Source organism: Planococcus dechangensis, from assembly GCF_042654465.1.
Classification (GTDB): Bacteria; Bacillota; Bacilli; order Bacillales_A; family Planococcaceae; genus Planococcus; species Planococcus dechangensis.
The window spans coordinates 1,652,195-1,672,147 of the sequence record NZ_JBHSGL010000005.1 but is presented as its reverse complement, the minus strand read 5'-3'; the positions used below and the strand labels follow the sequence as shown (position 1 = coordinate 1,672,147).

Annotated in this window: 25 protein-coding genes and 1 pseudogene; 16 read left to right on the top strand and 10 right to left on the bottom strand. The window is 48.8% G+C overall.

What is annotated here, in order from left to right; all coding sequences use genetic code 11:
- Positions 1 to 153 precede the first annotated feature (153 nt).
- The 4 genes from ACFO5U_RS11390 (at position 154) to ACFO5U_RS11375 (ending at position 5,197) form a co-directional block, all read left to right on the top strand.
- Positions 154 to 1,074, top strand: coding sequence for a DUF5996 family protein (locus tag ACFO5U_RS11390; protein WP_377279186.1), 921 nt, complete (start codon positions 154 to 156; stop codon positions 1,072 to 1,074).
- A gap of 163 nt (positions 1,075 to 1,237) precedes the next feature.
- Positions 1,238 to 4,264, top strand: coding sequence for a cell wall-binding repeat-containing protein (locus ACFO5U_RS11385; protein WP_377279185.1), 3,027 nt, complete (start codon positions 1,238 to 1,240; stop codon positions 4,262 to 4,264).
- A gap of 71 nt (positions 4,265 to 4,335) precedes the next feature.
- Positions 4,336 to 4,635: a hypothetical protein gene (locus ACFO5U_RS11380; RefSeq protein ID WP_377279184.1), complete on the top strand. Its 300-nt coding sequence runs from the start codon at positions 4,336 to 4,338 to the stop codon at positions 4,633 to 4,635.
- A gap of 25 nt (positions 4,636 to 4,660) precedes the next feature.
- Positions 4,661 to 5,197, top strand: coding sequence for a GNAT family N-acetyltransferase (locus ACFO5U_RS11375; protein ID WP_377279183.1), 537 nt, complete (start codon positions 4,661 to 4,663; stop codon positions 5,195 to 5,197).
- A gap of 35 nt (positions 5,198 to 5,232) precedes the next feature.
- Here the strand turns inward: ACFO5U_RS11375 and ACFO5U_RS11370 are convergent.
- Both ACFO5U_RS11370 and ACFO5U_RS11365 read right to left on the bottom strand, forming a co-directional pair.
- Positions 5,233 to 5,652 (bottom strand): annotated as a pseudogene (locus tag ACFO5U_RS11370) (GGDEF domain-containing protein).
- A gap of 169 nt (positions 5,653 to 5,821) precedes the next feature.
- The gene (locus ACFO5U_RS11365; protein ID WP_377279182.1) at positions 5,822 to 7,873 is read right to left on the bottom strand and encodes a putative bifunctional diguanylate cyclase/phosphodiesterase; all 2,052 of its coding nucleotides are present in this window, start codon (positions 7,871 to 7,873) and stop codon (positions 5,822 to 5,824) included.
- 815 nt (positions 7,874 to 8,688) lie between these two features.
- Between ACFO5U_RS11365 and ACFO5U_RS11360 the strand changes: the two genes are divergently transcribed.
- The 3 genes from ACFO5U_RS11360 (at position 8,689) to ytvA (ending at position 10,166) form a co-directional block, all read left to right on the top strand.
- On the top strand, positions 8,689 to 8,853 hold the full coding sequence (locus ACFO5U_RS11360) for a hypothetical protein (RefSeq protein ID WP_377279181.1): 165 nt from the start codon (positions 8,689 to 8,691) through the stop codon (positions 8,851 to 8,853).
- Positions 8,854 to 8,897: 44 nt separating this feature from the next.
- The gene (locus tag ACFO5U_RS11355) at positions 8,898 to 9,281 is read left to right on the top strand and encodes a hypothetical protein (protein ID WP_377279180.1); all 384 of its coding nucleotides are present in this window, start codon (positions 8,898 to 8,900) and stop codon (positions 9,279 to 9,281) included.
- Between the two features lie 102 nt (positions 9,282 to 9,383).
- Entirely contained in the window at positions 9,384 to 10,166 is a 783-nt protein-coding gene (ytvA, locus tag ACFO5U_RS11350) for a YtvA family blue-light photoreceptor (protein WP_377279179.1), read from the top strand.
- Between the two features lie 76 nt (positions 10,167 to 10,242).
- Here the strand turns inward: ytvA and ACFO5U_RS11345 are convergent, their stop codons facing one another.
- From ACFO5U_RS11345 to ACFO5U_RS11335, 3 genes are all read right to left on the bottom strand, one after another.
- Positions 10,243 to 10,863, bottom strand: coding sequence for a DJ-1/PfpI family protein (locus ACFO5U_RS11345; RefSeq protein ID WP_377279178.1), 621 nt, complete (start codon positions 10,861 to 10,863; stop codon positions 10,243 to 10,245).
- A gap of 77 nt (positions 10,864 to 10,940) precedes the next feature.
- Complete coding sequence (locus ACFO5U_RS11340; protein WP_377279177.1) at positions 10,941 to 11,237, bottom strand: hypothetical protein; 297 nt, start codon at positions 11,235 to 11,237, stop codon at positions 10,941 to 10,943.
- 38 nt (positions 11,238 to 11,275) lie between these two features.
- On the bottom strand, positions 11,276 to 11,482 hold the full coding sequence (locus tag ACFO5U_RS11335; RefSeq protein WP_377279176.1) for a hypothetical protein: 207 nt from the start codon (positions 11,480 to 11,482) through the stop codon (positions 11,276 to 11,278).
- 344 nt (positions 11,483 to 11,826) lie between these two features.
- On the opposite strand from ACFO5U_RS11335, the gene ACFO5U_RS11330 reads away from it, so the two are divergent.
- From ACFO5U_RS11330 to ACFO5U_RS11320, 3 genes are read left to right on the top strand one after another with little or no spacing between them, the layout of a single operon-like run.
- Positions 11,827 to 12,243: an RrF2 family transcriptional regulator gene (locus ACFO5U_RS11330; RefSeq protein ID WP_377279175.1), complete on the top strand. Its 417-nt coding sequence runs from the start codon at positions 11,827 to 11,829 to the stop codon at positions 12,241 to 12,243.
- A complete protein-coding gene (locus ACFO5U_RS11325) occupies positions 12,240 to 13,169 on the top strand; it encodes an NAD(P)/FAD-dependent oxidoreductase (RefSeq protein WP_377279174.1) in 930 nt (309 codons plus the stop codon). The genes ACFO5U_RS11330 and ACFO5U_RS11325 overlap by 4 nt, the downstream gene beginning before the upstream one ends.
- 20 nt (positions 13,170 to 13,189) lie before the next feature.
- Positions 13,190 to 13,771, top strand: a complete 582-nt coding sequence (locus ACFO5U_RS11320) for a class I SAM-dependent methyltransferase (protein ID WP_377279173.1) — start codon at positions 13,190 to 13,192, stop codon at positions 13,769 to 13,771.
- 32 nt (positions 13,772 to 13,803) lie between these two features.
- On the opposite strand, the gene ACFO5U_RS11315 is transcribed toward ACFO5U_RS11320, so the two are convergent.
- The gene (locus ACFO5U_RS11315; RefSeq protein WP_377279172.1) at positions 13,804 to 14,190 is read right to left on the bottom strand and encodes a hypothetical protein; all 387 of its coding nucleotides are present in this window, start codon (positions 14,188 to 14,190) and stop codon (positions 13,804 to 13,806) included.
- Between the two features lie 130 nt (positions 14,191 to 14,320).
- Here ACFO5U_RS11315 and ACFO5U_RS11310 point away from each other — a divergent pair, with 130 nt between their 5' ends.
- The gene (locus ACFO5U_RS11310) at positions 14,321 to 14,548 is read left to right on the top strand and encodes a helix-hairpin-helix domain-containing protein (protein WP_377279171.1); all 228 of its coding nucleotides are present in this window, start codon (positions 14,321 to 14,323) and stop codon (positions 14,546 to 14,548) included.
- Positions 14,549 to 14,621: 73 nt separating this feature from the next.
- On the opposite strand, the gene ACFO5U_RS11305 is transcribed toward ACFO5U_RS11310, so the two are convergent.
- Positions 14,622 to 15,137, bottom strand: a complete 516-nt coding sequence (locus ACFO5U_RS11305) for a TetR/AcrR family transcriptional regulator (protein WP_377279170.1) — start codon at positions 15,135 to 15,137, stop codon at positions 14,622 to 14,624.
- A 98-nt stretch (positions 15,138 to 15,235) separates the two neighbouring features.
- Between ACFO5U_RS11305 and ACFO5U_RS11300 the strand changes: the two genes are divergently transcribed.
- Positions 15,236 to 16,078 (top strand): SDR family oxidoreductase, encoded by an 843-nt coding sequence (locus tag ACFO5U_RS11300; protein WP_377279169.1) that lies wholly within the window; start codon positions 15,236 to 15,238, stop codon positions 16,076 to 16,078.
- A 63-nt stretch (positions 16,079 to 16,141) separates the two neighbouring features.
- Here the strand turns inward: ACFO5U_RS11300 and ACFO5U_RS11295 are convergent, their stop codons facing one another.
- Together ACFO5U_RS11295 and ACFO5U_RS11290 are read right to left on the bottom strand one after the other, a co-directional pair.
- On the bottom strand, positions 16,142 to 16,390 hold the full coding sequence (locus ACFO5U_RS11295; protein WP_377279168.1) for a hypothetical protein: 249 nt from the start codon (positions 16,388 to 16,390) through the stop codon (positions 16,142 to 16,144).
- A gap of 35 nt (positions 16,391 to 16,425) precedes the next feature.
- Entirely contained in the window at positions 16,426 to 16,806 is a 381-nt protein-coding gene (locus ACFO5U_RS11290) for a hypothetical protein (RefSeq protein WP_377279167.1), read from the bottom strand.
- A gap of 244 nt (positions 16,807 to 17,050) precedes the next feature.
- Between ACFO5U_RS11290 and ACFO5U_RS11285 the strand changes: the two genes are divergently transcribed.
- From ACFO5U_RS11285 to ACFO5U_RS11270, 4 genes are read left to right on the top strand one after another with little or no spacing between them, the layout of a single operon-like run.
- The gene (locus ACFO5U_RS11285) at positions 17,051 to 17,395 is read left to right on the top strand and encodes a hypothetical protein (protein ID WP_377279166.1); all 345 of its coding nucleotides are present in this window, start codon (positions 17,051 to 17,053) and stop codon (positions 17,393 to 17,395) included.
- Between the two features lie 31 nt (positions 17,396 to 17,426).
- The gene (locus ACFO5U_RS11280) at positions 17,427 to 17,834 is read left to right on the top strand and encodes a DUF4181 domain-containing protein (protein WP_377279165.1); all 408 of its coding nucleotides are present in this window, start codon (positions 17,427 to 17,429) and stop codon (positions 17,832 to 17,834) included.
- Positions 17,835 to 17,864: 30 nt separating this feature from the next.
- Positions 17,865 to 18,128, top strand: a complete 264-nt coding sequence (locus ACFO5U_RS11275) for a hypothetical protein (protein ID WP_377279164.1) — start codon at positions 17,865 to 17,867, stop codon at positions 18,126 to 18,128.
- A 30-nt stretch (positions 18,129 to 18,158) separates the two neighbouring features.
- Positions 18,159 to 18,683: a hypothetical protein gene (locus tag ACFO5U_RS11270; RefSeq protein WP_377279163.1), complete on the top strand. Its 525-nt coding sequence runs from the start codon at positions 18,159 to 18,161 to the stop codon at positions 18,681 to 18,683.
- A 249-nt stretch (positions 18,684 to 18,932) separates the two neighbouring features.
- Here the strand turns inward: ACFO5U_RS11270 and guaC are convergent, their stop codons facing one another.
- Positions 18,933 to 19,916, bottom strand: a complete 984-nt coding sequence (guaC, locus tag ACFO5U_RS11265; protein WP_377279162.1) for a GMP reductase — start codon at positions 19,914 to 19,916, stop codon at positions 18,933 to 18,935.
- Between the last annotated feature and the right edge of the window lie 37 nt (positions 19,917 to 19,953).

Here is a 19,953-nt window from a genome sequence, read left to right as displayed (position 1 = left end):
TCCTCATTTATGTAATAGGTAGGGAAGAACAGTCATATGTCGAATATTAAAGAGTAAATCATTTACTCGACACGACACGGCCGTTGCCAGCCAAAAGAGCCGCATGAACCGGATTATTGCTGAATCTCACAAACGATAAAGGAGGAGAACGCAATGAAGTTGGACATCATCAGGCATTCCGAATGGGCTGATACAAAATTCACTTTGCATTTGATTTCCCAGATTCTCGGGAAGATTAAGCTCGAAACCGCGCAACAAGAGCCGCAATGGGCGCATGTGACGCTCGCCATCACGCCGAACGGCTTTTCGACCGGTTTATTGTTCCACCGCGACAAGACTTTTCAAATTGATTTGGATATTTACGAGAGCCGCATCCTTGTGAACGTCGATGGCAATCTGTGCGCTGTGCCGCTGGAAACGAACAAGTCCATCAAAAACTACTTTGAAGAAATATTCGCAGGGCTGTCTTCAAAAGGCGTCGAATTGACGATCAATCCGAAGCCGCAGGAAATGGCGTATAAAACCAATTTGAATGAAGACGAGACGCCGCTGACGTTCCACTGGGAACATGCGCTGAGAGGCTTGAAGCTGTTTCAGTTTGCGCTGCGCGAACAATTGAAGTTTGTCGGGCCGATGCGCTGCCGGAAAATGAAGCCAGCGCTTTTCTGGGGGACCTTTGATGTATCATTGCTCGTCCTCCACGGCGTTGCTGAACCGTTTCCGCAAAATAAAGTCATCGAGAAAGCCGCTTTTGACGAGCAGTTCATTGAATACGGCTTTTGGCTCGGCGACGACAAGGTCGACGTGCCATCCTTTTTCACGCTGCCGTACCCGTTTATCAACAAGCAACTCGACAGCAGCCGCCTAAAACCGGCCGATGCCTACTGGGATGCCTCGCTTAGCGAACATTTCCTGAAACTCGACAAGGTCGCCGCCTCGGATAACCCGAGTAAGATTTTGCAGGAATTTTTCCGTTCCACTTTCGACATTCTGAGCGAAGAATTGGATTGGCAAGGCTGTTCTTATTATTTTACGCCTTTGGATATGCCGGAACAGAAAGAAAGAGAAAAATGATTCATCAAAGTCTAGGTAGGTCCATATTCACATATCTTGAATCAAGACTTCTTGATTGAAACAGAAACGAAAGTCCCGGAAAATTTATTTTAAAAACTACTATTTTTATGTAATTCGATGTGTTTTAATAGAAATGTAAATATATTGAAATGGGGATGGTAGGATGGATCGCGCGTTTAAAATTGCGACAAGTTTTTTGATGGGGATATCACTTTTGGGGGTTTTACCGGCAACACAAACAGCACAAGCCGAAGATTTGGTGGATGCGGATCAATTGCAAGAAGGTGTGGACGTAACCGAGACCTTTTCTGCAGGGGATGAGGAACATTGGTATCGGATTGACGTCGAGCCTGGGCAAGTGGCCGACCATTCCCATTTTGAAGTGTCTCTCAAGTCTGACCAGGAACTGACGTTCACGGTCTACCCGGACGCAAAGCGCGCGACCGCCGATAAGCCATTCGATCCGTTCAGCAACTACACGTTTGCAGAACGGAAATCAGTCGTAAAATTCCCGATCGCCTGGGAAGGCCCTTATTACATTAAGGTCTCTTCTTTCGCAGAAGAACTTCCGGTTGATATTGGGGAAGACGATGCAAGCTACACAATCGGTTTTGACGGCACGACAGTGAAAGCATCAAAACCATCAAACAACGAGCAATGCCCGGCAGAACTCGTACTCGACAATCAAAACTTGCTTGACCAGCTGCGGACCATCCGCGGTGACGTGTTAGCACAAACCGAAAGCGGCCGTGAATTGACCAAGCTTTATTACAAGCTCGCACCTTTCATCGGCTACCAGGCTGTGACGGACGCAACGGTTCGCGATTCCATCAAGAAAAACTTGAAGCAGCTCGACGGCTTGATCGACAGCATCGCGAAAAACGGCCTGCAAAGTTCGAAAACAATCACCGCAGCTGACCAGAAAGCTATCAATGAATTATATGCGGTTGCCCTTAGCGCAGCGCCTGCGAAATTAAAAGGTGAGGTTGAAAAAGCAGGGAAATCAATCGGCATCAGCAAGCTGACAGGGAAATCCGTCCTGCTTGCGATGACACCGACCGACTATATGATCAAAGATACATCAGCAAACAAAGTCATCGTCAAAGTAAAAGATGGCGCGACATTGAGCACCGCAAAAACAGCTGGTTACGGCGTCCAGTCGGTTTCGGAATTTGAAGCCGAAGCACCGAAATTCGACTCGTTCTACGTGGTCGACTTGAAGTCGGGGATGTCTGCTTCCGCAGCAAACCAGACGATGAGCACACTCGAGGCGTTGCCGGAAGTGGAATTTGTCGAGCCGGTTCAGCAGTATTCACTGCATTCCGACGATTTTTACTACGGTGAGCAATGGTCGCTGGAAAACAAAGGAACAGGTTTCGGCATTGAAGATGCGGACATTGATTTTGAACAAATGACAGCACTTGCCGATCAAAAAAATCAAACGGAAACTATTACGGCAGTCATTGATACAGGAGTCGATTACACACTTGCCGACCTGCAAAACCAAATGGTCAGCAAAGGTCGCGACTTTATCAATGAAGACGACGATGCGTGGGATGACCAAGGGCATGGCACGCACGTCTCGGGCATCATCGCAGCACAAGCCGGCAATGACTATTCGATGACAGGCATCAACCAGTCGACGAAAATCTTGCCGATCAAAGTGCTCGATGCATCTGGCTACGGAGACACCGAACAAATCGCCTACGGCATTATCTATGCGGCAAACGAAGGCGCGGACATCATCAATATGAGCCTCGGCGGCGGCTATAGCCGTGTGCTCGAATACGCCATGAAATACGCAAGTGAGCGCGGCGTGACGATCGTTGCTGCTTCCGGAAACGACGGTTGGGAAGAATTGTCCTATCCGGCATCATCGAAATACGCTATCTCTGTCGGCGCGACAAACCGCCTCGACCTTGTCTCTGATTACTCCAGCTACGGGGAAGGCCTTGACCTTGTGGCACCAGGTACGGACATTCCAAGCCTTCTGCCGAATGGCAATGTGACGCTCCTGTCCGGCACATCAATGGCGGCTCCGCACGTAGCGGGCGTTGCCGGCATATTGAAAGCGATCAACCCGTCTTTGACGCCAGAGCAAATCCGGACGCTTGTAACGGTTTCAGCGGATGATGTTTCCTTCACCGAAGAAGACCGTCCGAACTACAACGATTTCCCCTTCTATGAAGAGGAATACGGATACGAACCAAAACAACTTGCACCGGGCTATGACGAAATCTCCGGCTGGGGACGTTTGAACGGCGCCGGAGCGATTCTCGCCATGAACGACAAATGGAATATGACTGAACGCATCAGCGGAGCAAGCCGTTACGACACGGCAGTGGACGTGTCGAAAAAAGGCTGGGGCGCTTCGGATAAAGCAGTACTCGCAACGGGCGCCGATTTCCCGGATGCATTGAGTGCAGCGCCGCTCGCAGCTTACCACAACGCACCGTTATTGTTGACGAAAACAGGCTCTATGCCACAAGCCGTCAAAGATGAACTGAAACGCTTGAAAGTCAAAGAAGTGTTCTTAATCGGCGGGGTGGGCGCCATTAGTACGAAAGTTGAAAAAGAACTGAACGCTCTCGGCATTAAACAAACTGCCATCAAGCGCATCAGCGGCAAAAACCGCTACGAGACGTCTGTCAATATCGCCAAAGAAATGAAAAATTCGACACAAGCAGTCGTTGCAACCGGCACGACATTTGCGGATGCCTTGTCCATCGCACCGGTCGCTGGCAGCCAGAAAATGCCGATCCTCCTGACAAAGCCAAGCGCTTTGTCGCCGGAAGTGAAAGCGCATCTTGCATCGAAAACGTACACGAAGACCTTCATTATTGGAGGTAAAGGCGCCGTTTCAGACAGCGCAGCAAAAGACATCAAAAATCCAGTCCGTCTAGCAGGCGCATCGCGCTATGATACGAACAGTGCCGTCATCACGCATTTCAAAGCATCGTTCGATCCGAAGAACATGTACTTGGCGACTGGCACCAACTACCCGGACGCATTAGCGGGATCTGTCCTGGCGGCTAAGAACAAAGCACCGCTCGTTCTCACTTCACCAAAATCGCCAAACGCGGCAACAGTGAAAATGGTGAAAACGCAGCTCAAATCCGTATCCGAAATCTACATCCTCGGCGGACAAGGCGCTTTGCCGACAGACAGCATCAAGCAATTGTTCCAGTAAACACACACCAAACAGGCGTTTCGAATTTTTCGGACGCCTGTTTTTTTATAGCTAGGAAGGGAGAGGTTGATATGAAACAATTGATTGCAGGCGGTATCGGGGTGTTATCGGGTGTCATCTTATTCGGCTTTACACTCGTCGCGGCGGCCATTTATGCGCTGGAGTTGTCCTCAATCGGCTATTACACCCAGTGGGGGCTTTACGGATCCGCGCTCCTAGCTATCGGCATCGTGCCGCTAGTGATCAGTGCAGGCCTGTTCACAGCAGGGCTGGTGCTGCTTTTTAAAGGCGCCGACAAGGATTGGAAAGCGAAATATGTCTTGGCCGGAGACGCACCTAACGAACCCACGCAAAATAAAGAAAACCTGTAGCCATTAGAGTGAAAAGGAGTTTTTGATGAATAGCGACTATGTATTTGAATCCGAAAGGCTCGGCTTTAGAAAGTGGAAACCTTCAGATCGGGCACCGTTTGCGGTGATGAATGCCAACCCTGACGTTATGAAGTTCTTTCCGAAACCGTTGACACGTGAAGAGTCGGACGCCCTGGTTGACCGGATTGAGGCACATTTCGAACTAACAGGCTACGGCTTATGGGCGGTCGAAGTGAAAAAAACCCGAACATTCATCGGGCTTATCGGCATGCTCGAAGTGAACTTCGATGCCGGTTTTGAAGGAATGGAAATCGGCTGGCGGCTAGGCAAAGAGCACTGGCATCAAGGCTACGCCACAGAAGGCGCGATTGCCTGTCTCGCTTACGGTGCTGGCGTGCTCGGATTGAATGAGATCTATTCGTTCACTTCGCTCATCAATAAACCGTCCGAAATGGTGATGAAGCGGATCGGCATGAAAAAAATTAAGGAATTCGACCATCCGCTCGTAGCAGACGACAGTCCGCTAAAGCCGCATGTATTGTATAAATGGGAAAACAAATAAAACAAGCCGAACTGAATTGCTCAGTTCGGCTTGTTTTATTCGGCTTGAAAACGGGCAATACGGTGTGTATTGCGCCCGGCTTGCTTGGACTCGTACATTGCAAGATCGGCATTTTTCAACACGGACGACACCGTCGAACCGGCCTTTTCGATCGATGCGATGACCATGCTGACGGTGATTTGAACAGTAGCGTCGACCAACTCCCACGGCTGCTCCATGGCGAGTTGAACAGATTATGCGATGGACATGGTTTGTTCAATGGTGCTCACGTCCGGCAGCAGCAAGACAAATTCCTCTCCGCCGAGTCTAAGTGCCACATCGCCGTCCGAAGCCGCCTGCCGAATTCCGTGATGACCTCCACCCGTTTCGCGTCCGAGTTCGTCATTGATGGTTTTAAAGCAGTCAATGTCGAATGCGCCGAGGTCGCTTGGCGTCAGGTGTGTTTTTTCGAACATCGCCCGATTAAAAAACGATAGGCAAAGGAAGCGTCTGCTTCAACGCCCACAATAAATTCCATATCTTTGATCGCTTCCATCAATACTAAATCCAACGGGAGTATATTTGTGTTAGTCACGTGTCCATATCCTCTCTGGGATACATGTGACTAACGAAACAGAGTAATGTTCAGTAGGATCGGGTCGAACGGGAACTGCTCGACAAACGGCTTTCGACGCCTTGCAGGTATTTGGTTTCAAAATCGGCGACTTTCATCGGGCGGTTGTATAAATAACCTTGATGCACAATGCAGCCGTTGTCGCAGAGGAATGCAGATTCTTCCGACTTTTCGACTCCTTCAGCCACCAATTCACACTCGATGCTCGTCGCTAAATTGATCAGCGATTTAAGTATTGCTTCCGACTTCTCGTCTTCCCCGATTTTCTGGACAAAACTGCGATCGATTTTGATTTTATTGATCGGGAAGTTCGTTAAGTAAGAAATCATGGAAAAACCGGTGCCGAAATCATCAATGGCGACCGACATTCCTTTGTTTTTGCAGATCAGCAAATTCTCCAATGTCTTCGGTGAGTAGGTCAGTTCGGCCTGCTCGGTGATTTCGATTTCAATCAAACTCGGTTCGACTTCGTACAGCTCAAGCAAGGCGAAGACATCATCGAAAAACTTGGTGTTGCTGATGAGGGATGGCGTCATATTGATCGCTGTCTTCACATTCCAGCCAAAGCGCTGTTGCCAATCCTTGATTTGCATTAGTACCTCGCGCATCAAATGGATCATCAGCGGCACAATATTGTCCGTTTCCTCGGCCACTTCAATAAACTCGAGCGGTGACAATTCCCCGAATTCCGGATGAGTCCAGCGAGACAATACTTCCACACCCACGACATTCCCCGTTAAGCTGTCGATTTGCGGCTGCAAGGCATAATAGAAGCCGTTTTCCTGCAGATCTTCTCGCAGCCCTTTTTCGATTACCGAATTGCGGTCACGCAGCGCTTTCATCTTCGGTCGGAAGAAGGTATAAGAGCAGCCGCGCAGATTTTTCGCTTCATACATGGCAATTTCCGCATACGACAGCAAATCCTTCAAAGATTTAGCGTCATAAGGGTGGCAGGCGATACCGATGCTGGCACTGACGCTCACTTTATGGGAAGCATCCAGTGCGATCGGCATGAAGAAAACATCTTCAATCTGTTCTGCCAACAGCTCCAAGTTTTCCCCTTTGTCTGGTTTGTAGGCAATGATGAACTCGTTGCCGTCGAGACGTCCGATATGGCACGTGTCCGTGGTGAACGCCTTGAGCTGTTCAGCGATTTTGATCATGATAGTTTCGCCGGCATTGTGGCTGTGCACGGCGTTAATGAAGTTTAAATTGTCGATGTGGATATGGAAGACCGAAAACGCCATGTACTGCGCAATTTGCGACTCCATCAACTCGACGATCGAGCGCCGGTTCGGCAAACCGGTCAAGAAATCGTAATTGGCATATTCCATCAACTGCGATTCAGTTTTCTTCTTTTCACTGATGTCCTGGAAGTAGATCGCCAAGCCACCTTTTTTCAAAGGGCATGCCTTCACTTGATACCAGGTATCCATGGGGCGGTAGTAATCGACCAGTTCCACGACTTCCTGCCCGCTCAGCGCCGCTTCGAAAGCGGCATGGAAGGACGGCCCGGATGCCGCTGGGAACCAGCGCTCCAGTGGAGTGTCGACGACGTCGTGGCGTTTGCAGTTCAGGATGGTTTCAGCGATTTCATTCAAGTAAACGATGTGGAATTGGTCGTTCAACAAAGCGAATCCGTCGGTCATGCTCTCGAGCACGATTTCTGCCGTGATTTCTTGCGTGTCATGAAGCGCCGCTGCTTTATGGTAGATGACAGCGCCATAGGAAAAGTCAGCCGTCAATTGGATTCGCTTGGCTTTCATCTGCATCCATTGCGTGCCGCCGCTGCTCAAATGAAAAGGGTAGGCTGATTTATACTCGGTGATTTCATTTGCCAGCACTTGCCGGATAGCGGCCAAGCCTTGCTGTTTTCCAAGTGCATCCAGCGCTTCGAAATAATTGCAGCCGAGTTTCCACAAGGATTGTCTGATTTCATGGATTGCGCAGAAATCAACCCACGCTTGATTGACTCTCAGGATCACGCCGTTTTGATCGATGACGATCAAAAACTCATCAACGGTATTCATTAATTCCTGCACTTGTTTTTTGTCGTTTTCCAACGCGGAGCCCTCCTTTTATGAATTTCAATGCCGTTCATATTTTGCCGATGAGCCCTATGTGTGTACTCGAATGGCTGAAGATTAATTTTAATTATTCTGAAATAACAACAGAGGCTTTTTTGAAGTAGGTCGACTCTCGTAAGCAATGAATGAATTGCAAATGGAGCAAACCCTCCTTTCCACAGGCATAGTCAGCATGCAGATGGATAGTTCTGGAGGAGTCGCTCGCTCTAGTTGTATGGTCAATCAAGTATGTCAGGCCGATATTCCGGAGGCATGTGGAATCGAAAAAAATTATGTTGCTTTTTTGATATGATCTTTAGTTCATTTTCTTCACTAATGCTCAGTGAAATGGAAAATGAATCCTTTTCAGTAATCAATTATCATGTCAAAGAGTATTATAGGGGCAGTTATGGCTTGTAATATATAGTCCTATATACTCAACTCGACTTTATTATTCAATGTTCAACGAAATAGTTTCTTTTTTTGATGATTTTTGTGGATGGTGCGCCAAAAAATCCTCTTTTTACCTATTTATCTGAAAAAGAGGGCTGCTGTAAATCCAACCGACAGGATAATGATGGAACGAAGAAATTGCCGAATTGGTCGGTCAAATTCTAAAATGATGTCAAAACATCAAAACAACAAGCAGTGAGCTTAGAATTGACCCAGCAAGTTGTGAGAATGTCGGGGGAGGGCATTTTTTTTCAAGACCACGATAATCTAAATGCGGCTTTTTCGCGTTATATACATAGAGCTAATGCTCAAAGCAAGTGAAAAAAACCAGCTGCCATCGCAGGAATAGGGGCTTACTAATGAGACAGGAAACATCGATACAAAAAAATGAAAAACCACATCAGCTGAAAGGCTGCCCGATTTATAATTTGTCAAAACTTCAAAACAGCTATGAAAAAGGGGATGGAAATAATATTTTATTTTTAGGGGAAAAAAGCAATATATTCGGGTATAGAACATTATGAATTGGGATGATTGGCTTAACAAGCAAGGCGAAAGGACGGTAAAGTTGAACGAAGAGTTACGGATTGCGGAGGAGATGCAGCGAGTCTTAAATGCAACTTTTGAATTCCGCGAAGGCAAATTTCATTTCAATAAAACGAAGCAATTGGAAATCTTTTTGGGCACGAGCCGATTCCTGTTCAAACTGGACTGCGAGATTTCCTTTGAACATCTCCAGCAAGACGGAGCGGCCATCAACAAAGCGACCATGTACTTGCTTCCGGAAGAAGTATTGGCTTTTGTGGAGGCCTTGCGCAAGTTTCCCTTTCCGATTGCATTTCGCCAGCGGTTTTATCTAAACCCGCATATCGTCGAACTGTCGATAGAGTCCTTGGAGCCTCCCAAAGCTTTCGCACAGCGCTTGTCTGCGGCGTTAAGCGAAATAGATTAGAGCGCCATCTCCGATTTGAAGCTACCACCGCACTAATAGACAACCGAAAAACCTGCGCACCAATGCAATCGAAAAAGCCATAATGGATCGGAGAGAACATGCATGAATCATTTACAGACGGATATTAAAAACGGCTTGCTAGAAGCCATGTTAAACGGCAGCAAAGTGGCCGCGGTAGTGACGGACCCCGAACAGGCGGACAATCCGATCATCTACAATAACGAAACCTTTGCAGAGTTGACAGGATATGCCGATGAGGAGATCATCGGCAGAAATTGCCGCTTTTTGCAAGGCGAAAAAACAGACCGCACGACTATCCGCCAAATCAAAGAGGCCATCAGCAAGCGCGAAAAAATCACCGTCACCATCGAAAACTACCGAAAAGACGGCAGCACCTTCTGGAATCGCCTGAACATTGAACCGGTCACGATGGACGGCCGCCTGTACTTTATCGGCACCCAAACGGATATGACCAATGAAGTCAACCAGCAATTGCTATTGGATGAAAAAGAAGAAGAAATCAACGAACAATTGCTGCCGATCCTGCCGTTAGCCGATAATATCGGAGCGGTCGCCTTGGTCGGGAAAATGAATAATCAGCGCTTTAATACGCTGACGTCCAAACTAAGCTTTTTCGTGCAGGATACCTGCACAAAACACATCATCATCGACGTCACCGGTGTATTGTGGGAGAAGAACTTCCTCTACAGCAAGCTCATCATGGTGCAGGACGTTTTACGGCTGATGGGCAGTAAATTATATATTACCGGTATCAGCCCGCAAACAGCGATTGAAATTATCCATATAAAAGAAGACGACCAGACGCTGCTGACCTTTTCGACGGTGCAGCAAGTGATCCAGCGCTTGCGCTTGGATATCGAATAGGACTCGCCACTTTATCGCAGAAACCAATAAAACCACCGTTCATTGTGAGCATGACTGCACAATGAACGGTGGTTTTTCAGTTTTGTTCGTTTTGGGACTTCATGAACTCGTGAAACCCTTGCTTGTAGAAACTGTACCACTCGTCGATTTCAGGCTGCGGCGCGGCCTCGAGTGCTTCCAATACTTGTTTGCCGAAATCGAGAAATGCCGAGCCATTGGCGGTGATGAGCTGTCCGCTGCGCACGGCTTGCTCGTGGACATAGCCGCCATCGTTGCTGTAGCTCTCGCCAGCCGACGCTTTCAAGTCATCGAGGAAATTACTCGTATGCGGCCCGTCGTTCAATAATCCGTTCATTCCCAAGAAGACCGTCGCGTCGCATATGGCACCGAGGACTGCCTGTTGTTCGATGGCATGGTCGATTAATTGCATGACCTGTTGGCTTTCTTCTTTGCGCCAGGAATTGCCGCCGATCAGCATCAAGCCGGCGAACTCATCCGGCACATCGTCCAATCCATAATCCGGCAGCACCGTGAAACCGCCGATCGATTTGACCGGATCTTTCGTCAAAGATACCGTCTTGACGTCAAACTGCCGCCCTTGCCCTTCCGGCTCTGCGTTCAATGCAGCGGCGAGTGATGCGGCTTCCCAATCCGCAAACTCATCCAGCAGCACGAAAAGAACTTTTTCGTTGCCCATATTCGCTGCTCCTTTCTGTTTGAATATTCACTTAAATGGATTATAACACAGGATGATGGCCTTCAGGAGGCGTCCTGCTAGGCAAGATAGAACGCCGTGCAAATGCTGATCAGTCCGATAACACCCGTCGTTGCATAAACGAAGCTTCTCCATACGCCGCCTTTAAAATAAAAGGTCACGAGCAGAAAATACAGCATGCCACTGATCAATAGGAACGACATGAATCCGCTGACGTCCTCGATGCCGTGGGTGAAAATCGACAGCAACAGCCCTGAGAACAACAAGACGCCATACAAGTTCATGACGTTCTGAAGCGCCGCCCGCTGGCGTGTGTCGGCTTTTGTGCGCTGCAGTATATGTGAATGCGTCGTCATCACTACACCTCCTGAATACCCATTTCTATCTTTGAACATCACCTATCCGCTTGCCGGTCGTGCCGGTATTTGATGACCTGGAAAAATGCCCATATGATGATGGCGGTAAGCGCTGCATAGAACCAGTAAAACGGCGCACCATCATTGGTAAAAACCGTATAGCCGAAAAGCGCTGCCGCGAATAGGCCCGTCCAAAGAGAGCGGGTGAATTTTTCGCGATTCGTTAACTGCCAGTAGAGCTTCATGTTGAGCACTCCTTTTTTCGGGTCATTTCGTTTTCTTTTTCCTTAATACGTAGATGACCAGCAGGATCGCAAGGATCGGCAGGCCATATACCAAAACGGTCACTAGCGCATCGACGATATTGAGATTTGTTTCGTTCATGACGTTCAGCTCCCTTTGGTTGATGTCTTATATACCTGATGAGTCCCGGAATGGTTTCATTTTTCTGCAAGACAGCGGCAGAGTGAAGTAAAGAAAGCCGTTCGGGTAAGCACGTAGTTTGACTGGAAATGAACAGCGTGCTAAATTAAGTTTAATTACAGACAACGAGTGTCTTTAATATCTACGAAAGAACAGGAGAGATATCATGAAATATTCAAATGCCACCAATTATGCATTGCATACGATGGTGCAGCTGATCCGTCTGCCTTCAGATCAGGCCATTGGGGTGCAAGAACTTGCGGCAGCCCAGAAGCTGTCGCCGACCTATTTGTCCAAAATCCTCACTAAGCTGACCAAGGCGGGCTTGATTGAATCGACGCCGGGCGCAAAAGGCGGCTACCGGATCTCGGGCTTGCAACAAGAAATTTCCTTTTTCGATGTCATCCAGGCAATCGAAGGGGAGAGCCATTTGTTCGACTGTACGCTTCATCGCCACGAAGGCTGCTTGATCGAAGAAGTCATGCGGCAAGCAGAAGGCCATATGAAGCAGGAACTGCAGCAGCAGCTATTGGTGGATATCGTAAATCAAATTGAAAACACACAAGGAGGCGAGCGAACATGACGCATTCACCAGGAAACAGCGGATCGGTCTTGGACTGTGCAGTGATCGGCGGAGGGCCGGCCGGACTCAACGCGGCACTTGTGCTCGGACGTTCAAGAAAACAAACGTTGTTGTTTGACGATAACGAGCCGCGCAATCGAGTGACACATGAGTCGCACGGGTTTCTGACGCGCGACGGCATCCATCCACAGGAACTCAAGCGGCTCGCGCGCGCGGAACTCGCCAACTACCCGGAAGTCCGCTTCCAAGACGAGCGCGTGGCGCATGTGGAAAAGCTAGAAGAGCTGTTTCGCATCGAGACCGTGAACGGAAGCGTTTATGAGGCGAAAAAGCTCATCTTGGCGAGCGGCTTCAAAGAAACGCTTCCCGACATTCCGCGCATCCAAGAATTCTACGGCAACAGCTTGTTCAGCTGCCCATTCTGCGACGGCTATGAACTGCAGGAGGAGCCGCTCGTCATCATTTCGGAGCATGAGGCAGTATTTCATTTCGCGAAAGTCGTATCAAATTGGTCGAGCCGGTTGATCGTCGCAACAAACGGCAAACGCGTGCTCAAGCCGGATGAAAAAAAGCTATTGGAACGCCACGGCATCCTCGTTTACGAACAGGCGATCCGTTCACTCGAAGGGACAGACGGCAAACTCAGACAACTTGTCTTTGAAGACGGGACGGCCATCGAACGCACAGGCGGATTTGTCACCGCCGAATGGCACCAAGCGTCGACGATCGCACAGGACTTGGGCTGTTACCTAAATGAGCGCGGCGGCGTAGAAACCGACGCCATGCAGCGGACCAATGTCAAAGGCGTATTTGCGTGCGGCGACGTTTTGATGGGACCGTCGCAATTGATCATCTCTGCTGGTCAAGGAAGCATGGCGGCGACCAGCGTCGTCGCGTCCTTTATCGAAGACAAATTCGGAAATTAAGAGAAAAGAGGAGAGCCACAATGGACACTGCCCATCACAAACATCATCACGGGAAAATCGCCTATTTGGACAATCCGCAGCGAAACGGCGGCCTAACAGCGGACAACTTATTGGACCTGATGCCGGTCGGAAAAAGCGACAGCGTGCTCGATTTCGGGGCGGGAACGGGCTTTTTCACCTTGCCGCTTGCCCGCAGGACCGAAAAAACCGTCTATGCGCTCGATATCGACCCGGGCATGCTCGAGCTCATCACAGCAAAAGCGCAAACGGAACAAATCGATAATATTACTTTGCTTAGCGGAAAACTTGAAGAGGCCAAGCTTGATGACGGTTCGCTCGATGTCGTCTTCGCCTCACTAGTACTGCACGAAATCACGCCGCTCGCGCCAGTGCTCGAAACTATGAACAAATTGCTGAAACCAGGCGGCCACTTAATCGGCATTGAACTCGAGCCGAAAGGCGCAAAAAATCCGAAAGCGCCGCGGCTTACCTTAAGCGACTTAGAGCACGCACTTGGAGCAGCGAGCTTCATCGTCACGGACACGTCGTTTCCGGCAGAATCGCTGTATGTACTCATCGCCCGGAAGGATAGGGACATATAAAAACAGGCTCTCCAAATTTGGAGAGCCTGTTTTTAGGTATTGGCCTGTGTTTTTACCGCTTCTTCTTGAGAAACTTTTTTGTGCGTGCGGCGGAACATGGCGAGCGTCACGAGCACGCCGATCCATAAAAGCGGGCTAGTCAGCGACAGGCCGCTTGCCGACTCGCCGCCCAGCGCCGTCAAGACAAACAGCAACGCTAAGGGGAAGACGACCGACACAAGCGGAAACACCCATAGAAACTTTTTGTCCCGCTGCGGCTGCAGGCGCAATGCGCTAAGCACGATCATCGCCGCCATTACGGCAAACAGTGCCCACGGCGGGATGCCGAGCGACGCGAGGGTGCCGGGGAAATAATCGTTGATCAACAGCAAAGATAAATTAATCAGTAATACCAGTGAGATAAGTCCATAAGTTTTCAAATAAAAATCCTCTCCACAATCGACCGATTTCCTAAGTTTAGTGTAACAAAAAAACGCGGCCGCGTAAGGAGGGCTGTTTGTTTTTGGTGCTGTATAATGGAACTAACCAACATAGGCAGGAGTGATCTTTATGGCAAACAGCCCTCATGATGCCCCGGAACACAGCTTTCTATCAACACTCAGTTCACCGGCGAGAAACGCACTGCTCCATCACGGAATCGACACTTTGGAAAAGTTGGCGGCTTTGAGTGAACGCGACATCCTCGCACTTCACGGCGTCGGCCCGGCTTCTTTGCCGGTAATGAGGCAGTTGTTGCAAGAAGCGGGCTTATCGTTTCGCGAGGAATCGACGGAGTGATGCAGAGCAATCGACTATATGAAAAAGCCTTCCATTCGGGAAGGCCTTTTTGGTGAATCCTGATTTTTAAACGTCAGCTGATGCGGTCGTGTTCTTTGGCGCGGTCGGTCTTCCAATCGGCGGAGATGATTTTCATCAGCTTGTCCGCCGCCTCGCCCGGCCCCATGACAAATCCGCCCTTGACCCAGGCCGCCAAATAGCCGATGGTGCCCCAGCCGGCGAACACTGCCATATCTTCATCGCCGAATACGCTTTGCACTTGGTCCGCCAAGCGGGAAGTGAGCTCGTGGATGCGGTTGGCATCGGAAAATTCCTGGCGGTAAAAAGAGCGGTAGCTGAAGATGTGGCGGCATACTTTCAAATTGATGGCCTCAGCCGGCGAATCTTCGGCGTACATCTGCAATAGCCGCCCGTTCAAATTATGGCGCAGCTCCTCCATCAATTCGAATTTGTCGGTAAAATGCAGGTAGAATGTGGAGCGGGACACGCCGGCGAAATTTGCGATGTCTTTGACCGACAGCTCCTCGAAATTTCGTTCAGACAGCATATTTAGAAAAGCTTCCATAATCGTTTTTTTAGCGCTTGTCATTTGTGACACCTCACTGGACAATTTAGCGCAAAATGTCTTGTTGTCGTTGCTGTAAATGCGCTTATGCTAATTATAGTAAATGACAGGAGGAAAAGCACATGACAAGGGATGTATACGTGATTGCCGGCGGCTCGGGAAGCTTAGGGAAAGCGACGGCCGAGCGTGTCGGAAAAAATGGGGCAGTGCTGCTGGTGGACATTGGGGAGCATTGCTTGCTTCGGGCGAAAGCGGAACTCGAGCAAAAGGGGCTGCAAGATGTCCACATCCTGGCGGTTGACCTGACTTCCAAACAAACGGTTCAACAACTGGCACAGGCAGCCGCTGGGCTCGGCAGGCTGCGGGGGCTTGTCCATACGGCGGACTTGACGCCCGAACAAGCGGATCCGAAACGCATCGCCGCTGTCAACCTGCTCGGGGTCGGCCATCTGTTGGAGGCGTTTTTACCGCTCGCGAACGAAACGACATCTGCGGTCATGATTTCCTCGATAAGCGCCTACACGATGCCAAAAGACGGCCCTTATATGGCCGTACTGAAACAACAGCTCGACCAGAACTTCGCCGGCACGGTGGAACAATTCACGCAAGCCGATTCCAAAGCGGCTTACGGCATGTCCAAACTCGCCGTTCACTTGATCGTGGAAGATCAAGCTTGGGTGTGGGGCGAAAAAGGCGCACGCCTCAACTCGCTGTCGCCCGGCATCGTCCACGCTGAAGCGAGCATCCAAGAAGCGCTTGCGCAAGAAGAAGTCAAAGCGATACTCGACCACACGCCGCTGCGGCGAAAAGGCGATCTTCAAGAAATCGCTTCAGGCATCGAGTTTCTGCTAAGTGACGCGGCGTCTTATATCACCGGCATCGATTTGCGCATCGATGGGGGTGCCATCGCAAACACGTCCCGAATGAAAGCTTCAAGGGGAACAAAAAGTTTGAGAAAAGAATAAAGAAACCGCCCTGCAAAATTTCTGCGGGGCGGTTTTTTCGGATGGCGCTGAAGGCGAGCTGCGTTACGGACGGGAGGGGTTCGAAGAAAACAGCGATTTTCCCAACCCTAAAACGAGCAGACAACCCCCGATCATGAGCGGAACATAGGTGAACGTATCGATTAAGTTTCCGGACACGAACCACGATGTTTCACTGGGCGGTTTGGAAAAAGCCGTCGCCAGCGCTTCACCGTTAAATCCGGCAATCAAACAAAGGATGCCGGCTAAGAAATAAGGGATCGAGCTGCTTGTAAAACGTTTGTAATTGTTCACTGGATTGGCCTCCTTGTCATTCGTAACGAATATGCTCACTTCTCAAGTTCACTCGTTTCTTGTTTTATGGCTTCATCATGAAGCGAGTACATATGCCATGCGCTGACCGCTACAGGAATCCATAAAGCGGAACTCGTCAGCGAAATGCCATAGCTCGATTCGCCGCCGATCCACACCAAAAATGCGATCAATGAAATCGGATAACCGTACATCAAAACAGGAAAAATGATGTGGAAATATTTCTCCCGTTCTCCAGAATCCCTGATGAGTACAGCGACCACAAGCCCGGCGATGACCGCCAGTACGAGCCACATCGGAATGCCGAGCACGGCGAGTGTGCCTGGAAAAAAGTCGTTGATGATCAGCAGCGATAAATGGACCAGCAAGCCGATGATGAAAAGCCAGTAAGTTCTCATAGTCAAAGTCCCTTCAAATAATCCAAACTACCGATAAATGCCTTTTAAACCGAATCGCGAAGTCATCCTGAAACAAACAGGAGAATCCATATTGCGTTAGGTAGAGCTCTGGAATTATTTTGTAAAATATACCATTTAACTAGATTGTAGCAATGATTATTCTGAAAATAAAGACTAACATTTTTTCCATTAAATGTTACGATGAATAAAAGCTGTCACGTGACATGAAATGGAGGAAAAACGCATGACCTATTGGGATGAACTCGCTTATTCGATTGATTTTTTTGATAATCTGGGCGTGTTATTGGAACTGTTTTTCATTACGAGCTGTCTGGCAACGATCGTCTACATCGCGACGAAAAATCAATACCTTTCCTATTTAGCTGCGGGACCGATTTTCTTTATCTTGGCTAATGTGTTCTACCAAACCTCACACTTGATTCTCGTCATCGTCGCCATGTCGATACAGGGGCTGGTTGTGTGGCTGATCCACAGGTTGGATGTGCTCGGGACGTTGTCGTCAAAAGCCGAAGTGGCAAAAATAGCAGTGAACAAACAGGAACGTGTTGAGCTAGAAGAGCCCCAGTAATCGAGCAGTTATCCAATAAGGAGCGGTGTCTATGTCTTGGTTGAAATTCATTCTCTTTTTTGTGATTGTTATTGCAACAATATTCGTTATGAAATTTAGTTTAAGAAAATTATTGAAGATCGAAAAACGCGAGAAGGATTTCTTGTCACACGAGCATGTCAATGACCAACATAAAAAGATCGACAAACGCGTGAGATGGGGCTGGTTGTTTGTAGGAATCACCATCATTTACCTGGTGATTTTTCAAGAGGTTCCAGTCATGCTTTATCTCTTATTATATATTGCGTGGATGGCTACGGACGCATTCGTCAGGGCGTATTTTCAATGGAAGCACTCGGAGCAGCCGAAAGAATCCGTGTTGACCATCAGCGAAATGCTCATCTGGGTCATAGCGGTCACGGTGGTCATTTATTTCGATGTGTTTAATTTTTTAGCTTAAGCACAGTACGTATGTGAAAGGAGCGTCAATATGAAACCAGATAACACCAAGTATTTCACTATCGCATTATGCAAGATCGGTATGCTATTTATCGTTATAGGACTCATCCGCTCACTTGCCATCCACGGTGATCAGCTCAGCTTTCTGTTTGGGATTGGCGGTTATTTATTGCTGTCGATGCACGTAGTAGCGCTGGAGAAAAGATGGGCGATTCCGAAAAGACATACACTGATCAGCGGCGGCATTTTTATCATTATATTTCTGCCAATCGCTTATTGGCTGGCGTTTCCTTAAGCATAATGCGGAAATGGAGGAGGGATGGCCATGAACAAAGCGAAACAAATCGGCATCGCGCTGTGGTTGGTGGGGTTGCTGCTGTCAAGTGGCTGTTCATCGCAGCCGGTTTTCCCGCCTTACGACGGCGAGGTGTTGAAGATTGCCGTATTGGGGACAACGCCAGACGTGAGAGAAGACCACATCGATCTCTTAGAAATTTCGTTCGATGAGTTTTCTCCAGACAAACTGGCACAGTTTGATGCCGTCTTCATCATGAGAGACAAGCTTTCAGAAGCGGCTGAAAGCCAGTATGCCTCCGTCTACCCCGAGTCGCATGTACCATTTTTCTTCATGGAATCCAACACGGATGCCTATCCTTTTACCGATCCGGAATTGGACTATGATGACGCGAGAGAAATTCCGTATCACAATTACTACGCCACCAGCTTTTTGGAAACACCGGATGGGGAGCAACGTTTTTCGAGATATTCCTTACATAACGATGAAATGACTGAGCAAAACGTAAAAGCCTTGTACTCAGATATCTTCGGCATCATTGAGAGCGGGATGTGAAGTCAATAGAAGAGCAGTAGCGATGGCAATGATTTAAAGGAAAAGGCTCGGTTCCGTTGCCGTTCGACCAATTAAAGCTCTACGACTCGATCCGCCGAATTGTAAGGTTTCGCGTGACGGAAAACCTGACACAGCAAAAAAATAAAAAATAATCACAGCTTTCTATGTGCAAGGCGAAGAAAGCTTAGAAACAAATCAAAAAAGCAGCCGTTGCGACGGCTGCTTTTTCTGATGAAATGATGGAGTTGTTTAATACACTTTATCCCCATTAAAAATCGAGTTCTTGACGATGACATAGTCGACTTGGCGGATGGAGAGCAAGTGATTGCCGCCTGCATAAGAAATTGCCGACTGCAGATCCTGCTCCATCTCGATCAATGTATCTTTCATCGAGCCTTTGAATTCCACATACATTTTCTTACCTTCGACGTTTTTCTTTTCGCCTTTTTGGAACTCGGACGCAGAACCGAAGTATTCCTTCAAGAGCTTGCCGTCTTGTTCGACGGTTTGTCCTGGAGACTCTTCGTGCCCGGCGAACAACGAGCCGATCATGACCATCGAAGCGCCGAAACGCACCGATTTGGCGATATCGCCGTGTGTCCGGATGCCGCCGTCCGCGATGATCGGTTTGCTGGCGGCTTTCGCGCACAAACGCAGGGCGGCCAATTGCCAGCCGCCGGTGCCGAAGCCGGTCTTGATCTTGGTGATGCACACCTTGCCGGGGCCGATGCCCACTTTCGTCGCATCCGCACCTGCATTTTCGAGTTCGCGCACTGCTTCCGGCGTTCCGACGTTGCCGGCGATGACGAAGCTATCTGGAAGCGATTTTTTGATGTGCCCGATCATGTCGATCACCGGGTTCGAATGGCCGTGCGCCACATCGATCGTGATGTACTCGGGAGTAACACCAGCGTCCACCAACTGCTGGACGAAATCGTACTCTTCGGGTTTGACCCCGACACTAATCGACGCGTACAGTCCTCGTGCTTGCATGTCTTTCGCGAACGCCAAGCGTTTTTCCGGTTCGAAGCGATGCATAATATAGAAATAATTATTTTCTGCCAAAAACGTGGCGATCTTTTCATCGACGATTGTCTGCATATTGGCCGGCACGACCGGCAACTTAAACGTGCGCCCGCCAAACTCTATCGTTGTATCACATTCTGAACGGCTATTTACCACTGCTTTTGCAGGAACTAGTTGGATATCTTCATAATCAAATACATTTTCCATTCATTACACTCCTAAACACGAATATTATTGCGTAGAA

Bases quoted from the DNA above. Each gene is read 5' to 3' on its own strand.
- ACFO5U_RS11390 (WP_377279186.1), top strand. From the start codon at position 154: ATGAAGTTGGACATCATCAGGCATTCCGAATGGGCTGATACAAAATTC.
- ACFO5U_RS11385 (WP_377279185.1), top strand. From the start codon at position 1,238: ATGGATCGCGCGTTTAAAATTGCGACAAGTTTTTTGATGGGGATATCA.
- ACFO5U_RS11380 (WP_377279184.1), top strand. From the start codon at position 4,336: ATGAAACAATTGATTGCAGGCGGTATCGGGGTGTTATCGGGTGTCATC.
- ACFO5U_RS11375 (WP_377279183.1), top strand. From the start codon at position 4,661: ATGAATAGCGACTATGTATTTGAATCCGAAAGGCTCGGCTTTAGAAAG.
- ACFO5U_RS11360 (WP_377279181.1), top strand. From the start codon at position 8,689: ATGAGACAGGAAACATCGATACAAAAAAATGAAAAACCACATCAGCTG.
- ytvA (WP_377279179.1), top strand. From the start codon at position 9,384: ATGAATCATTTACAGACGGATATTAAAAACGGCTTGCTAGAAGCCATG.
- ACFO5U_RS11345 (WP_377279178.1), bottom strand. From the start codon at position 10,863: ATGGGCAACGAAAAAGTTCTTTTCGTGCTGCTGGATGAGTTTGCGGAT.
- ACFO5U_RS11340 (WP_377279177.1), bottom strand. From the start codon at position 11,237: ATGACGACGCATTCACATATACTGCAGCGCACAAAAGCCGACACACGC.
- ACFO5U_RS11335 (WP_377279176.1), bottom strand. From the start codon at position 11,482: ATGAAGCTCTACTGGCAGTTAACGAATCGCGAAAAATTCACCCGCTCT.
- ACFO5U_RS11330 (WP_377279175.1), top strand. From the start codon at position 11,827: ATGAAATATTCAAATGCCACCAATTATGCATTGCATACGATGGTGCAG.
- ACFO5U_RS11325 (WP_377279174.1), top strand. From the start codon at position 12,240: ATGACGCATTCACCAGGAAACAGCGGATCGGTCTTGGACTGTGCAGTG.
- ACFO5U_RS11320 (WP_377279173.1), top strand. From the start codon at position 13,190: ATGGACACTGCCCATCACAAACATCATCACGGGAAAATCGCCTATTTG.
- ACFO5U_RS11310 (WP_377279171.1), top strand. From the start codon at position 14,321: ATGGCAAACAGCCCTCATGATGCCCCGGAACACAGCTTTCTATCAACA.
- ACFO5U_RS11305 (WP_377279170.1), bottom strand. From the start codon at position 15,137: ATGACAAGCGCTAAAAAAACGATTATGGAAGCTTTTCTAAATATGCTG.
- ACFO5U_RS11300 (WP_377279169.1), top strand. From the start codon at position 15,236: ATGACAAGGGATGTATACGTGATTGCCGGCGGCTCGGGAAGCTTAGGG.
- ACFO5U_RS11290 (WP_377279167.1), bottom strand. From the start codon at position 16,806: ATGAGAACTTACTGGCTTTTCATCATCGGCTTGCTGGTCCATTTATCG.
- ACFO5U_RS11285 (WP_377279166.1), top strand. From the start codon at position 17,051: ATGACCTATTGGGATGAACTCGCTTATTCGATTGATTTTTTTGATAAT.
- ACFO5U_RS11280 (WP_377279165.1), top strand. From the start codon at position 17,427: ATGTCTTGGTTGAAATTCATTCTCTTTTTTGTGATTGTTATTGCAACA.
- ACFO5U_RS11275 (WP_377279164.1), top strand. From the start codon at position 17,865: ATGAAACCAGATAACACCAAGTATTTCACTATCGCATTATGCAAGATC.
- ACFO5U_RS11270 (WP_377279163.1), top strand. From the start codon at position 18,159: ATGAACAAAGCGAAACAAATCGGCATCGCGCTGTGGTTGGTGGGGTTG.
- guaC (WP_377279162.1), bottom strand. From the start codon at position 19,916: ATGGAAAATGTATTTGATTATGAAGATATCCAACTAGTTCCTGCAAAA.